At 64.8% G+C, this 14840-nt stretch carries 13 protein-coding genes; 1 reads left to right on the top strand and 12 read right to left on the bottom strand.

The annotated features are described in order from the left end of the window. Positions 1-6: 6 nt before the first annotated feature. From ASD12_RS12630 to ASD12_RS12615, 4 genes are all read right to left on the bottom strand, one after another. Positions 7-819, bottom strand: coding sequence for an ABC transporter permease (locus ASD12_RS12630; protein WP_056585908.1), 813 nt, complete (start codon positions 817-819; stop codon positions 7-9). Further along, complete coding sequence (locus ASD12_RS12625; protein ID WP_056585907.1) at positions 819-1682, bottom strand: ABC transporter permease; 864 nt, start codon at positions 1680-1682, stop codon at positions 819-821. Before ASD12_RS12625 ends, ASD12_RS12630 begins: the two co-directional genes overlap by 1 nt. 75 nt (positions 1683-1757) lie before the next feature. Further along, positions 1758-2921: a spermidine/putrescine ABC transporter substrate-binding protein gene (locus ASD12_RS12620; RefSeq protein WP_056585906.1), complete on the bottom strand. Its 1164-nt coding sequence runs from the start codon at positions 2919-2921 to the stop codon at positions 1758-1760. Then, a complete protein-coding gene (locus ASD12_RS12615; protein WP_056585905.1) occupies positions 2902-4038 on the bottom strand; it encodes an ABC transporter ATP-binding protein in 1137 nt (378 codons plus the stop codon). The genes ASD12_RS12620 and ASD12_RS12615 overlap by 20 nt, the downstream gene beginning before the upstream one ends. Before the next feature lie 115 nt (positions 4039-4153). On the opposite strand from ASD12_RS12615, the gene ASD12_RS12610 reads away from it, so the two are divergent. After that, on the top strand, positions 4154-4960 hold the full coding sequence (locus tag ASD12_RS12610; protein WP_056585904.1) for a LuxR C-terminal-related transcriptional regulator: 807 nt from the start codon (positions 4154-4156) through the stop codon (positions 4958-4960). A 5-nt stretch (positions 4961-4965) separates the two neighbouring features. Here ASD12_RS12610 and ASD12_RS12605 read toward each other — a convergent pair whose 3' ends face one another. From ASD12_RS12605 to ASD12_RS12570, 8 genes are all read right to left on the bottom strand, one after another. Then, positions 4966-7032 (bottom strand): 3-hydroxyacyl-CoA dehydrogenase NAD-binding domain-containing protein, encoded by a 2067-nt coding sequence (locus ASD12_RS12605; protein ID WP_056585903.1) that lies wholly within the window; start codon positions 7030-7032, stop codon positions 4966-4968. Between the two features lie 148 nt (positions 7033-7180). Then, positions 7181-8128, bottom strand: coding sequence for an ABC transporter permease (locus ASD12_RS12600; protein WP_056585902.1), 948 nt, complete (start codon positions 8126-8128; stop codon positions 7181-7183). Positions 8129-8131: 3 nt separating this feature from the next. Further along, a complete protein-coding gene (locus ASD12_RS12595) occupies positions 8132-9112 on the bottom strand; it encodes an ABC transporter permease (RefSeq protein ID WP_056585901.1) in 981 nt (326 codons plus the stop codon). Position 9113: 1 nt separating this feature from the next. Beyond that, positions 9114-10583 carry a sugar ABC transporter ATP-binding protein gene (locus ASD12_RS12590; protein WP_056585896.1) on the bottom strand — a complete coding sequence of 490 codons (1470 nt, stop codon included), beginning with the start codon at positions 10581-10583 and terminating at the stop codon, positions 9114-9116. 49 nt (positions 10584-10632) lie between these two features. Next, a complete protein-coding gene (locus tag ASD12_RS12585; protein ID WP_056585894.1) occupies positions 10633-11646 on the bottom strand; it encodes a substrate-binding domain-containing protein in 1014 nt (337 codons plus the stop codon). Positions 11647-11740: 94 nt separating this feature from the next. Next, the gene (locus ASD12_RS12580) at positions 11741-12631 is read right to left on the bottom strand and encodes an SMP-30/gluconolactonase/LRE family protein (RefSeq protein ID WP_056585892.1); all 891 of its coding nucleotides are present in this window, start codon (positions 12629-12631) and stop codon (positions 11741-11743) included. Between the two features lie 163 nt (positions 12632-12794). Continuing rightward, positions 12795-13529 carry a response regulator transcription factor gene (locus ASD12_RS12575; protein WP_056585891.1) on the bottom strand — a complete coding sequence of 245 codons (735 nt, stop codon included), beginning with the start codon at positions 13527-13529 and terminating at the stop codon, positions 12795-12797. Further along, positions 13529-14815 carry a histidine kinase gene (locus ASD12_RS12570; protein WP_056585888.1) on the bottom strand — a complete coding sequence of 429 codons (1287 nt, stop codon included), beginning with the start codon at positions 14813-14815 and terminating at the stop codon, positions 13529-13531. The genes ASD12_RS12575 and ASD12_RS12570 overlap by 1 nt, the downstream gene beginning before the upstream one ends. Positions 14816-14840 lie beyond the last annotated feature (25 nt).

The following is a 14840-nucleotide window of genomic DNA, read 5'->3' as shown; positions in this document are numbered from 1 at the left end:
CGACTTTCAGTTTGACGGTTTGCGTTGGCGCAATTGCCATTGGGCGAGCACCACAAGCAGCACGGAGGCGACGAGGACGATCGTCGCGATGGCGTTGATTTCCGGCGTCACACCACGCCGGATCGACGCAAAGACATAGATCGGCAGCGTCGTCTGCGCACCGGCGACGAAGAAGGCGATGATGAAATCGTCGAAGGAGAAGGTGAAGGCGAGCAGGAAGCCGGCAACGACCGCCGGCAGGATTTGCGGCAGGACGATGCTGCGGAACGTCGTCAGCGGCGTGGCGTAGAGATCGCTCGACGCCTCGACCAGATTGCGGTCGAGACTGCCGAGCCGCGTCCCGACGATCATCGTCACTAGCGCCATCGAAAACAGCCCGTGCGCCGCGATGATCGAACCATAGCCGAGCGCAAGGCGCGGCGGCTGGTCGTCAGGCCAGATCGAGGCGAGAAACGGATTGACGACGCCAAAGAGCTGGACGAGCGCGACCAGCGTCGAAATGCCGATGACGACACCCGGAACGACGATCGCAGCCCCCAGAAGGGCATCGAAAACCGCGCGGGTTCTGACGCTGACGCGCGCCAGGCCGAGTGCGGCTGCCGTGCCGCACAGTGCCGCCAGCAGAGCGCTGGTGGTGGCGATCAACAGGCTGTTCTTCAGCGCTTCGACCAGGAATGGGTTCGCCAGCGCCTTGCCGTACCATTGCACCGAAAAGCCGGTGAACTCGCTCGCATGGTGGCCGGCGTTGAAGGAGAACAGCACCACCAGCGCGATCGGCAGATAGAGGAACGCGAATACCGCAATGACGAAGGCGCGCATCAGATCAGGTCCACCCGGCGCGCACCCGAAACCCGGGTCGAGATGCGGTTGGCGGCAATCAGCACCACCACCGAGACCAGCACCAACGTGATCGCGATGGCCGATCCGAATGGCCAGTTGCGCGACTGCAGGAACAGGTCGACCAGCGCGTTGCCGATGAAGAACACCTTGCCGCCGCCGAGCAGCGTCGGGATCAGATATTCGCCAAGCAGGAGGATCATCACCAGCGAGAAGCCGGTCATCACGCCCGGCAGCGACAGTTTCAAGGTCACGCCGAGGAAAGTCGAAATCGGCGTCGCGCCGAGATCGGCCGAGGCCTCCAGCAGCCGGCGGTCGAGCCGCTCGAGGCTGACATAGATCGGTAGGATCATCAGCGGCAGATAGCCGTAGACGATGCCGAGCAGGACGGCGCCCGGCGTGTTGATCAGCCTGACATCCTCGAAGCCGATATAGGCCAGCAGGGCCGGGATGCCGCGCCCGCCCAGCACATACATCCAGGCATAGGTCCGCATCAGAAGGCTGGTCCAGAACGGGATGACGACCAGCGCAAGCAGGATCAGCCGCCAGCGCTGCGGCGCTTGCAAGGCGAGGTAGTAGGCGACCGGATAAGCGACGAGCAGACAGGCAAGCGCTCCCACCGGCGCCAGCACCATCGTGTTCCAGAAGGCGGTCGCCCGCGCCGGAAGGTTAGCGTACTGCGCGAACGTGAAAGCGGCCTGATAGCCGCCTTCCGGCGCCCGTTCGCCGACGCTGAACACGGCGATGGCTATGAATGGCAGCACCAGAAACACCACCAGCCACGCGGTCGCCGGACCGAGCAGCATGGCGGTCAGAAGAGTCTTGCGAAGACGGCTGCCGTGCATGGAGAGATTGCCCCGGTGCCGGCGGGTATGAACCCGCCGGTCAAGTTGTCTGCGTCGAATTTGAGGCCGCGCGGCTCAGGCCGACTTGAAGCGCGCCATCAACTCGGCACGGCCGGGGTCTGTCAGCGTCGCCGCCGCGCCGAATTCCAGCGGCGTCAAGAGGTCCGCCGCCGGATAGAGGATCGGATTGTCGAGCACCTCCTTCGGCAGCAGCTTGTTGACCCGCGCGTCGGTCGAGGGCGCACCATTCGCCAAATGCTCCTTCACCGCGACCTGCGGATTCATCAAATAGTTGAGCAGGGCGTAGCCGGCCGGCTTGTTCGGCGCGTCCTTCGGGATGGCGTAGAAGTCGGTCCAGATCTCGCCGCCTTCCTTGCCCAGCACATAGGCGATCTCGGGAATGTCGCGATGCAGCTGCGCACCATCGTTTGTCCAACACATGGTCATCCAGGCGTCGCCGGCGCGCATTCCCGGCTGATAGTCGGATGAGACCGCGAACAGATGCGGCTTGACCTTCAACAGTAGTTCCTCCGCCTTGGCGAGTTCGTCCGGCTTGAGCGAGTTGAACGAGTAGCCGAAATATTTCAGCGCATTGCCGATCGTGGTCAGCTGGTAGTCGTGCACCATGGTGCGGCTGTCGCCTTCCGCCATGGCGGTGTCCCAGAACTCCTTCCAGCTGGTCATCGGCTTGGTCAGCTTCTTGGTGTTGACGGCAAAGCCGGTGGTGCCCCAGTTCTTCGGCACCGCATAGATTGTGCCGTCGATCGTGCCTTCCCCAGTGAAGCGTGGATCCTCCTGCGAGCCGTCGAAGTTCGGCAGCTTCGCCATCTCCAGCGGCTCGATGATGCCGAGCTTCTTGTAGGTCGAGATCGTGTAGTTGGTCGGCACGAAAAGGCTCCAGCCCGAGGCACCGGCCTGCAGCTTGGCCAGCATCTCCTCGTTCGAGCCGAACACATTGACCTCGACGGCAACGCCCGTGTCCTTCTTGAAGTTCTCGAAGGTCTGGGGATCATGATAGTTCGGCCAGGTGGCGATCGACATCCGATCGCCAAGACTTTCCGCGGCAAAGGCCGGCGTCGGCATGATGCCGATCTCGCGCGCCATCACCGCCGTGGCAATGCCAAGGCCGGTGAGGCCAAGGAAATCGCGGCGGCCGATCGAGCCGCGCTTGAGGCGCATCAGCTGGTCGACAAAACTCTCGGGGCTTATCGGCAGTCCGTCACGATATGATTTCGACATGTTTATCTACCCTCTGGTTGGTCCCGTTGTTCTTGGTTTCCGGAAACGCCAGCGGCGTCCCAGTGGCGAAGCCGATGGCGACGGGTTCACCCGGCTTGAAGAGATTGCCTTGGCCGATCAGATGATCGGCCTTGGCCAGCAATGTTCCGATGCCCTGGACCTCGATCGCATATTCCGCCGTCGAGCCCAGGAAAATCCGGTTGCGAACGATGCCCTTGAAGGGACCGCTCGTCGGCGCGCCGAGACTGAGCGATTCGGGGCGAAGGCTGACCGAAACGGTCTCGCCTTGCTGCAAGGCGGTCCGCTTGCGCGCCGCAATCACGGTGCCGTCCGCTAGAGCTATCTCCACCAGATCGCCCGAATGCCCGGCGACGGTGCCGCTCAAGAGATTGGTCTTGCCGACGAAATCGGCGACAAACAGGTCGGCCGGCTCGTCATAGATCTCGCTCGGCTGTCCAAGCTGGACGATACGGCCGCCATTCATGACGCAGACGAAATCGCTCATCGACAGCGCTTCCTCCTGGTCGTGGGTGACCAGCACGAAAGTGATGCCGATCTCGCGCTGCAGGTTCTGCAGCTCGATCTGCATGTCGGTGCGCAGCTTCTTGTCGAGCGCCGCCAGCGGTTCGTCGAGCAACAGCACCGCCGGCTTGTTGACCAGGGCGCGGGCGAGCGCGACACGCTGCTGCTGGCCGCCCGACAGTTCGTGGATTTTGCGGCGGCCATAGCCGGCGAGCCGCACCATTTCGAGCGCCTCGCCCGCCCTTGAGGCGATCTCGCGCGACGACAGCCTTGGCCGCGCCTGGCGCAGCCCGTAGGCGACGTTGTCCTCGACATCGAGATGCGGGAACAGCGCATATTGCTGGAACACCATGTTGACCGGCCGCCGGTAGGGCGGCGTGCCGGCCATGTCCTGGCCGCGAATGAACACGTGGCCTTCGCTCGGCTGTTCGAAGCCACCGATCATGCGCAGGCAGGTCGTCTTGCCGCAGCCGGATGGTCCAAGCAGGGCAACAAAGGCGGATGGTGGGACAGCAAGATCGATGCCGCTCACAGCCGTCACGCTGCCATAGCGCTTGGTGACGCCGCGAAACTCGATGTCGGGCACTGCGGTCAAAGGCTGCGGGCTCCAGCAACAAGGCAATTCCGGGATGCTACCAGAGCCAATGCCGGCTGGTATATACCTCGCAGGTGGTATATCTGACCTATTTTCTCATTTAAGGGGGTATGGATTGTCCCGCAGCGACGAATACAGCCAGCTCGCCACGCTCGTCGCGGCGACGCGGGAGACGAGCGGCGACCTCTTCGGCAAGGCGCTGGTCGATTGGCTGCGGCTCCATGTCAGTTTCGATCACTGCGTGGTCTTCGGCTATCGCGGCGCCTCGCGCCCACCGTTGCTGTTCGAGACCTTCTCGCCGGCCGAAAGCCACGTCTTCGTTGCGCTCTACCAGGAGGGCCCTTATCTGCTCGACCCGTTTCACCACGCGGCGGTCGAGCGCAAGGAAGGGTTCTGGCGCATGCGCGAACTGGCGCCGGACCGCTTCTACGCCAGCGAGTATTTTCGTTCCTACTACAGCCAGACAAGACTGGCCGAGGAGGTTGGCTTCTTCGTGCCGCTGCCGGGCAAGGATGCGCTGGTGCTGTCGCTGATGCGGCTGCGCGCTTCCGGCCCGTTCGGCACTGCCGATGCCAGGCTGCTGCGCGATATGGCTCCGACGGTGATCAACTTCGCCAGATTGCGTTGGCCTGCCCTTCCGGCCGACGAACCAGCAGAATTGAAGCAGGACGAGACGATAGCGCCGGTCAACGAATTCGACCGTGCCCATATCTGGCAGAGCCTGTCGCTGACGCCGCGCGAAAAGCATGTCGTCGACCTGGTGCTGCAGGGACACTCCACCGAATCGATCGCCAGGGCCATGCGCATCGTGCCGGGCACCGTGAAGGTTCATCGCCGCAACATCTACCGCAAGCTCAAGATCAAGTCGCAGGCCGGTCTGTTCGCGCGCTTCGTCGAGATCATCGATGCGCGGATCCGGTAAGTCTCCTAACCGCCGGCCCCCCACGACCCGGTCTCGGCCATCCGCTTCAGCAACGGTGCCGGCTCGAACACATCCTTGCCCGTCCGCTGATGCCAGTGGTCGAGCCGCTCGATGATCCTGGCCGCCCCTTCGAAGCCAGCCCAGAACATCGGCCCGCCCTTGCCGATGGGAAAGCCGTAGCCGTTGACCCAGACGACATCGATGTCCGAGGCACGGGCGGCGATCCCTTGCTCCAGAATCTTGGCGCCCTCGTTGATCAGGGGATAGAGCGTGCGCTCTATGATTTCTTCCGCGCTGATCGCGCGCGGCGCGATTCCCTTCTCGGCAGCCTTGTCGCGGATCAGCACTTCAACCTCGGGATCCGGCACTGGTGTGCGCGCGCCAGCCTCGTAGAGATAGAAACCTCTGCCGGTCTTCTGACCGAAACGTCCTTGTTCGCACAGCGTGTCGGCGATCACGGCCGTGAGGCCGCGTGCCTTGCGGTTGCGCCAGCCAATGTCGAGGCCGGCGAGATCGCCCATCTGGAACGGCCCCATCGGCCAGCCGAAATCAGTGAATGCCTTGTCGATCTGGCTGGGTGTCGCACCCTCCAGCAACAGCGCTTCGGATTCCGAGCCACGCGCCGCCAGCATGCGGTTGCCTACGAAGCCATGGCACACGCCGACGACGACGGCCACCTTGCCGATCCGTCGCGCCATATCGACGACAGTCGCCAGCGCATCGGGCGCAGTCTTGTCGGCCCGCACGATCTCCAGCAGCTTCATGACATTGGCCGGCGAGAAGAAATGCAGGCCGAGCACATCCTGCGGCCGCGAGGTCGAGGCGGCGATTTCGTTGATGTCGAGATAGGAGGTGTTGGTGGCCAGGATCGCACCCGGCTTGGCCACCGCTCCGAGCTTGCCAAAAACCTCCTTCTTGACCGCCATATCCTCGAACACCGCCTCGACGATCAGGTCGCAATCGGTGAGATCGGCATAGTCGGTGGAGCCCTTGAATTGTGCGAAGCGCTGCCGCCTTGCGTCTTCGGTCAAGGAGCCGCGTGCGACGGAAACGGCATAGTTCTTGTCGATGGTCGCCAGCCCGCGCTGCAATGCCTCATGGCTGGTTTCCAGCAAGGTCACGGGATAGCCGCCATTGGCGAAAGCCATGGCGATGCCGCCGCCCATCGCGCCGGCGCCGATGACGCCGACACGCGCGATCCTGCGCTTGACGATGTCTTTTCCGGGAATCTTTGCCGCCTCACGTTCGGCGAAGAACAAATGCCGCTGCGCCCGCGACTGGTCGCTGGCAACGAGCTTCACGAACAGCGCGCGTTCCGCCGCCAGCGCCTCATCGAAGGGCAGCGTGATGGCATTGCGCACCGATTGCGCACAAGCGATCGGCGCTTCGAGGCCGCGCGCCTTCCTGGCGAGGTCCGCTGCCTCGGCGTCTAAAGCCGCGAGGTCGGTTTCCCCAAGCCGGTCGTCGCGGTCGCGCACCGGCGTGAACGGCCCACCCTTGCGGGCTATTTCCCTGGCAAAGTTCACCGCATGGGTGGTCAGATCGCCTTCGAAGACAGCGTCGACGAGGCCCGCTTCATGCGCCTCAACCGCACCGATCGGCGTACCGGAGACGATCATCTTCAAGGCCTTCAGCGCGCCGACCAGGCGCGGCAGCCGCACCGTGCCACCGCCGCCCGGCAGCAGGCCCAGCTTCACTTCAGGCAGGCCGAGCTTGGCGCCGGGGTCGGCGACGCGGAAATGGCAACCGAGCGTCAATTCCAGGCCGCCACCGAGCGCGGTGCCGTGGATGGCGGCCACCGTTGGCTTGGCGATGGTTTCCAGCGTCGCCAAGATGGCGCGCAGCTCCGGCTGCTGCATCGGCTTGCCGAACTCGGTGATGTCGGCCCCGGCAACAAAGGTCCGGCCGGCGCAAGCAATGACGATGGCCGCGACCGATGGTTCGTCGCGCATGGAGGTGAGCGCCTGCATCAGCGGTTCGCGAACTTGGAAGCTCAGCGCGTTGACGGGCGGATTGTCGATGGTGACGATGGCGACGTCGCCGTCGCGGCTGATCTTCACAAAATCGGACACGCAAAACCTCCCAGCGATGGTGCACGGCCGTGGCCGCGGGAACCGGATTTACAGCGCCATGACGCGGATGGGAACCGGATGCCGGCCTGGCACAACGATTACAGGCCCTAAAAGTGCCTGGCGCTGGCCGGTATAACGAAGGTGGAGGCTAGCGCAGCGCCTTCTGTCCGCCCGCCGCCGTGATCACCCCGACAATGATCAACCCCGTGAGCAGCAATCGCACGCCGGCGCTGACGCCGAATGTGTTGAGCATGGTCAAAAGCAGCACCAGGAACAGCGCCGCGCCCCAGACGCCGGGCACGTTGGCCTTGCCGCCGGCCACCGAGGTGCCGCCGATGACGACGACGGCGATCGAGGCGAGCAGATATTCATTGCCGATATCGACATTGGCGCCGCGGAAATAGCCGGCGAGCAGCGCGCCGTCGATGCCGCCGAGCGCGCCGGACAGCGTATAGGTGAGGAAGCGGATGCGGCCGACATTGACACCGGCAAGCCACGCCGCGCGAATGTTCTGGCCGATCGCCAGCACCGAGCGGCCATAGATCATGCGCTGCAGCGCGATGGCCGCTCCGATGGTGAACAGCACCGTGAGGATCGCCAGCACCGGAATGCCCAGGATCTGCCAGTTGGCGAAATCGGCGAAGCCGGGCGGCGGCTTGATCTGCAGCCCGCGGCCGTAGCTGATGTCGATCGACTGGATGATGAAGCTGGCCGACAAAGTGGCGATGATCGGCGGAATGCGCAGCGCCCAGATCAGCAGGTAGTTGGCGGCGCCGACCGCCGCGCCACAGGCGAGCGCAGCCAGCAGCCCGACCACGATCATGGAATCGTTGCCGTCCATCACCTTCATGGCGACGGCGCTGGCAAGGCCGATATTGGCCGGCAGCGACAGATCGACATTGCCCGGGCCGAGCGTAATGACGAACATCTGGCCGACACCGACGATGACCGTGAACACCGCCAGCGACAGCGCGGCGGTCACCATGCCGCCGGCGCCATAACCGCCGGTGAAGGCGATCGTCGCCAACCACACCAGCAGCGCGCCGAGGAACGACCAGATCCAGGGTTTGGTCAGCAGCGACTTCACCGATGTCATCGCTCACCTCTCCTTGCGGCTGATCAGCACCCGCGCCGCCAGCACGATGATGAGGATGGCTCCGTTGGCGGCCACCTGCCAGTCGGGCGGGATGTGCATGAAGGTGAGCAGCGGCGAGGCGGCCAGCGCCAATGTCAGGGCGCCGATCACCGCCCCGATCGGCGACACCCGCCCACCGACGAACTCACCGCCGCCGAGGATGACGCCGGCGATCGCCAGCAGCGTGTAGCCATTGCCGATATTGGCATCGGCCGAAGTGGTGATGCCGATCAGCGCCATGCCGGACAGCACGCCGAACAGGCCGGCGAGCGCGAACAGCACGATCTTGGTCTTGAGCAGCGACCAGCCGGCGCGGCCGAGTGCCGCCGGATTGCCGCCCGAGCCGCGCAGGATCACGCCGTAGGAGGTGCGCATCAGCCCGAAATGAACGATGAGGCCGATCAGCAGCGCCGCGATGATCGGGAACGGAATGAAGGGCGGCTTGAACGCCATCAGCCCAAGCAGCCAGTCCGGCGCTTTGCCGCCGGGTTTGGGCAGGACGAGAATGGCCAGCCCCTGCCAGACGAAGCTCATGCCCAGCGTCACCACGATGGAAGGCAGGTTGCGCAGATGGATCAGCGCCCCGAGCAGCGCATAGACACCGATCGACCCGAGCAGGATGACGACACCGATGAGCGGCGCATCCTTCAGCCAGGTCGCGGTGACGCAGCCGACGAAGCCGACGAAAGTGCCGATCGAGAGGTCGAGCTCATTACCGGCAATAACAAACATCTGCGCGATCGTCGCCAGTGCGATCGGGATCGCCAGGTTGAGCATCAGGCTGAAGCCGAAATAGCTGATGGCGCGCGGATTGAGCCAGGCGATGGCGAGCAACACCAGCGCCAGCGACAGCGCCGGCAGCAGCCCGCGCAGCAACCGCGCGCGGGCCAGTGCGCCGCGCTCGGCGGAAGTCTTGGCGGTAGTGTCGAGGCTGGCGGCTGTCATATCAGGCCGCGTCGCCGAAGGAGGACTGGATGATCTTCTCTTCGGTCAACTCGTCGCGGCGCAGATTGGCGACGATGCGGCCATTCTTGAAGACATAGATGTGGTCGCAATTGTCGAGCTCTTCGGTTTCCGTGGTGTACCAGAGGAAGGTGCGGCCGCGGCCGGCCTCCTCGCGCACGAGGTCGTAGACCTCCAGCTTGGTGCCGATATCGACGCCGCGCATCGGGTCGTCCATCAGCACGATCTGCGCGTCCGAGCCGAGTGCGCGGGCAAACAGTGCCTTCTGCTGGTTGCCCCCCGATAGCGAAAAGATGTTGTTGTTCATGTCCGGCGTGCGGATGCCGATCTTCTTTTGCCAGAACTGGGCAAGCTCGGCCTCGCGCTGCGGCGAGATCAACAGCCCGTTGCGCAAGCGGGCCAGCGAGCGGATGCCGATATTCTGCGCGATCGACCATTGCGGGAAGATGCCGTCCGACTGGCGGTCGCCCGCCACCAGCGCCACCGGTGCCGTCACCTCGATGCCGGTCCGGGCGCGCGACGCCGCAGCGAAGATCGCCAGCAGCAGATCAGTCTGGCCATGTCCCGCCAGCCCGGCAAGGCCGATGATCTCGCCGGCGCAGGCGACGAGGTCGGTTCCGTCCTTTTGCGCTGTGGGCCGCGCCCGGACCCGCAGCGGACTGGCGCCGGGCTTGGCGGCAGCGACTTCAGCGGCGATCTTCTGGCGCGCTTCCGCTCCTCCCATTGCCGTCACCAGCCGGTCGCGATCGAAAGCATCAGCCGCGTCGGTGACAACCACCTTGCCGTCGCGCATCACCACGATGCGGTCGGCGTTCCGCAGCACCTCGCCCAGCACATGCGAGATCAGGATGCAGCTTTTGCCGCCGGCAACGAAGCGGCGCACGAAGGCCAGCAGCTGGCCGGCCGTGTGCGCGTCGAGCGACGATGTCGGCTCGTCGAGGATGACGAGGTCGAGCCGATCCTGGATGACGGTGAAGGCGCGCGCCACTTCCACCATCTGGCGCCGACCGATGGACAGGTCACCGACAATGTCGGACGCCGAAATGCTGTGGCCTGGAAAGATCTCGTCGAGCTTGGCGGCGATCAGCTCGGCCGCCTTGCGCCGCCAGCCGAGCCCACGCAGCGAAGCATGGTTGATGCGTGTGTTCTCGGCAACACTGAGATTGGGACACAGCGACAGTTCCTGGAACACGCAGCGTATGCCGAGCTGCTGCGCCCGCGACACCGAGTACTTGTCCTCGACTTTGCCATGCACACCGATCTGCCCGCTGTCGGGCGTCGAGGTGCCCGCCACCATGTGCATGAGCGTCGACTTGCCGGCGCCATTGTGGCCGACGAGGCCGACGCACTCGCCGGGCCCGACGTGAAAATCGACGCCGCCCAGTGCGCGAACGGCGCCGAAATGCTTTTCGGCGCCGTTCAGTCTGATGATGTCAGCGTTCCCTTCAGGCATGCTCAACGATATCCGCTCGGCGATACGGATGGCAACGCTGTCGCGACACTCACTTGATGTTGGCTTTGATGGCCGCGATGGCATCTGCCTGCGTGTATTCGTGGCTGGCGACACCGCCCTTGACGATCTTAGGCAGCTCGGCCTCGAAATTGTCCTGGGTGAAGGCCAGATACGGCACCAGCAGGTCGTGCGGAATGTCGGTGCGGCCGTCGAGCACCTGCTGCGCCACCCAGAAAGCGAGCGACGACACGCCGGGCGCGATCGAGGCCGACCATGTCTGGTAGCCGTCCTTTTCCTTCTGTTCCTTCCACCACTGCAACTCGTCCTGGCGGTTGCCCATGATGATGGTCGGGCGCGGCTTGCCGGCAGCGGCGAAAGCCTGTGCGGCGCCATAGCCGTCACCGCCCTGGTCGACGATGCCGACGACATCCGGCAGCGACGGCAGAATGGTCGCCACTGCCTTCTGTGCCGTCGTCTGGTCCCAGTCGCCGGTCACCGAACCGACGATCTTGAACTCGGGATGGGCGGCCACGCCCTCGAGGATGCCGGCATGGATGGCATCGTCGATCGACGTGCCGGCAAGGCCACGGATTTCCAGTAGATTGCCGCCCTTGGGCTGGAACTTGGCCATCTGTTCCACTTCCTGCTTGCCCATGTCCTTGTAGTCGACCACGACGCGGTAGGCGCAAGGTTCGGTGACGACGCCATCGAAAGAGACGACGACGATGCCGGCATCGCAGGCCTGCTTGATGGCGCCGTTGAGCGCATCGGGCGAGGCAGCGTTGATGACGATGGCGTCATAACCCTGCAGAATCAGGTTCTGCACCTGCGCTGCCTGCGTCGGCACTTCCTTGTCGGCGGTGGTGAAGATATCGGCCGCGCCGACCACCTTGTCGGCGACTGCCTTCTTGGTGACGGCGCCATAGCTGTCGAGCATCGCCTGCCGCCAGGAATTGCCGGCATAGTTGTTGGAGAAGGCTATCTTCTTGCCACTGGTGTCGGCGAGTGCCGTGCCAGAGGCGAGCATCGCCGCCAGGGCGCCCAAGACGAACAGTTTCTTCATGTCGTAATCCTCCCAGATGTTGACTGCTGCATTTCCCGCCGGCTTTGACCCCGGCCTCACTCCCAATCTGATTTGAGCACGGATCGTCGTGGGCTCAAAACAGTCTCAATCCCGGCACGCGCACCCGGAGCCGGTACAATGACGTCGACGCCGTGATGTAGAGGCTCTGCAGGTCGTCGTCGCCGAAGGTGAAATTCGCGCAATCTTCGGGCGTCCGGATGACGCCGAGAATGGCGCCCGAGGCGTCGAAGACGTGTATGCCGCCCGGGCCGGTACAATAGACATTGCCGCGGCTGTCGATCTTCATGCCGTCGGGTGCGCCCGGCCCATCGCCCTCGGTCACGGCCCACACCGCCCCACCGTTGAGGTCGCCATTCGCTTCGACGCCGAACACCCTGATGTGTCCGCGTTCGGTGTCATTGACGAACAGCCGCGATTCGTCCAGCGAAAAGCAGAGTCCGTTCGGCTGCACGAAATCGTCGGCCAGCAATGTCAGCCGGGTGCCGTCGCCATCGATGCGGTAGACGCCCTGGAACGGCAGTTCCTGAGGGCGTGGCACGCCATAGAATTCCACCCGGCCATAGCCGGGATCGCTGAAGTAGATCGATCCGCCGGTGGCAACGACGATATCGTTCGGGCTGTTGAGCTGCTTGCCCTGATGATGCGTGGCAAGCACCGTCACGCTGCCATTGGGCTCGGCGCGGGTAACCCGGCTCGTCGCGTGCTCGCAGGTGACCAGCCGCCCGTGGCGGTCCAGTGTGTTGCCATTGGCCTTATGGCTCGGCTCGCGGAACAGCTCGATCTCGCCCTCGGCACTGCGGCGATACATGCGGCTTTCCGGAATGTCGGAGAAGACCAGCCATTTCTCGTAGGGGTGCCAGACCGGCCCTTCGAGGAAGCCGAAGCCGCTCGCCAGCCTTTCGATCGTCGCATCGCCGACGACGTCGTCCAGGCCGGAATGGCGGGCGCGCGCCGGCACCGACATCACAGGCTCCCGGCGGCGCGAATCCGCATGGTGACGAATGGCATGAACGCTTCCCCGGTATAGATCTTGTTGTTGGGGTAGAGCGTAGTTGCGGCGCCGGCGTGGCGATACGGGTCAAAGCGCAAGGCCGACTGTGCGTTTGCACAGTCGCAAACGGCTGCAATCAGTGGCCCGGCGGCACCTGGGCCAGCCAGGCATCGAGCCGGTCCTGCTCTCGGCGCAGCGCGTCGATGTTGATCAGGCCGCGCGCCATGGCGAGATAGATCGCCCGCGTCCGCGAGTTGAACACCGAAGCATCGCCGGCACCTTCCTCCGCCGGAACGATGCCGAGCTTGTCATAGACATGCTTGATGCGGCTCTGCGCGCCCCGGATCGACAGGCCGCGGCGTGCCGCTATCGCCCGGTCGGTCAGGCCGAGCGCGATGTCGATCAGGCTTTCATACTCGCCGTCGGTGATGCCCTCGAACTTGTCCTGCACGCGGTGCTGGATGCCGCGTATCTCGCGGTCGATAATGCAATGGCCTTCGCGGAAAACGCCGCGCAAGGCGGACCGCATGCCTTCCTCTGTCGCCGATTTGAGCACATAGCCGTAGACCGAGCCGGGCGGCACGATGCGCGCCACGCCGCGCACATAGGCCTCATCGGCGAAATTCGACCAGAACAGGATGTGCGTGCCGGCACGGCGGTTCCAGATTGCCCTGGCGACCTCGATCCCGGTCGCCTTCGGCATCTGCAGGTCGAGCACGACATGCGGCGGCTCGCGTTCGGCCGCCAGGTTGATGGCGTCCTCGCCGTCACTCGCTTCGATCACCTCGACGTCGCCGGGCCACAATTGCTCCACCGTCCGCCGTGCGAAGGTGCGGTGCAGTCCGTCATTCTCGGCGATCATCACTAGCATCACATGGCCTCCGACACGGCGAGCTCGCCGGGCATTGTTGCAGCCGCCGCAGCCGGCAGTTCCGGCGACGATTGGCGGTCGATCTCGACGACGACACGGGTGCCGCCGCTCTTGCGGCCGACCTGCCCGATGCGCAGCCGCGCCCCGATGAGGGCGGCCCGCGTGTGCATATGGCCAATGCCGCCATGGGCGGCCGGATCGACAGCGCCGCAGCCCTGGCCGTCATCGGTGACGACCACCCGCAGCACGCTCGCGGTCGACGCCAGCAGCACGTCGATGCGGCGCGGCGTGGCGTGGCGAACGGCATTGTTGATCGCCTCCTGCACGATCCTATAGAGCGCGGTGCGCACGGGCTCGGCCAAGCTGTCGGCGCCGCCGTCGCTGGTGTCGGCGATGCGCACGGCGATCGGCGGCTTGGCTCTGGCGACGCTGCGGTTGAGATGCGCCTCGACCGCATCGCGCAGGCCGAACAGTTCGAGCACGCTCGGCCGCATATCGTCGACGATGTGGCGCAGTTCCGTGAGACAGCCGGCGACCTCCTGCTCGAGATCGGCAAGCTGCGCCGCCCGCGCCACGCCCTGGCCGCGCAAGGCCGAAAGCTGGCGCGCGATGCGGGCGAGGTCGGCAAGCGTCTGGTCGTGCAGGTCCATGGCCATGCGCCGGCGTTCGCGCTCCATGCCTTCGGTCAATTGCGAGGCGCCAACCCGCAGCAGTTCGACGCGGTTGCGCGCCTCGCTCTCGGCCAGCATGGCGCGCCGTGCCTCCTCGGTCTGGATCAGCGCGAAGATGTAGGGCGCGATGAGATCGGCGCATTGCTGGGCGACCGCGACATCGGCAAGCGTGTAGCAGTCAACCTCGTGTCGGCTGATATTAAGCGCGCCGATGATGCCGCCGCGCGCCCTGAGCGGCACGACGATGCGGCTGCGCAGTCGGGCGGCGAAGATCGGCCCATCGATGGCGGTGGCGAAATGGAAGCGCTCGTCGCTCAACGCGTCGTCGGCGAGCAGATAGGGCACTTCGCCCCACAGCACCGAGCGGATCGGGCTGACTTCGGTTGGCAGCGGATGCTCGGCAAGCTCGCTCCAGCTGGTGTGGAAGCCGGCTTCATAACAGGCGTGCCGGCGCCCATCATGCGACAGCACCGCCAGATCCATGTGGTCGTGCGGAATGAGCGAGCCGATCTCGATGGCTGTCGCGCGGAACGCCGTGCCGGGATCGATATGGCCGGCAAGCGCCCGCGAGATCGCAAGCAGCCGGTCGATCAGGACCAGGGACACTTCCGGCATTGGCTTTCACGATCCTCCCGTGCCT

This window comes from Mesorhizobium sp. Root102 (genome assembly GCF_001425625.1).
Classification (GTDB): Bacteria; Pseudomonadota; Alphaproteobacteria; order Rhizobiales; family Rhizobiaceae; genus Mesorhizobium.
Note: the sequence above shows the minus strand (reverse complement) of the source record. Positions and strands in the feature narration are given on the sequence as shown.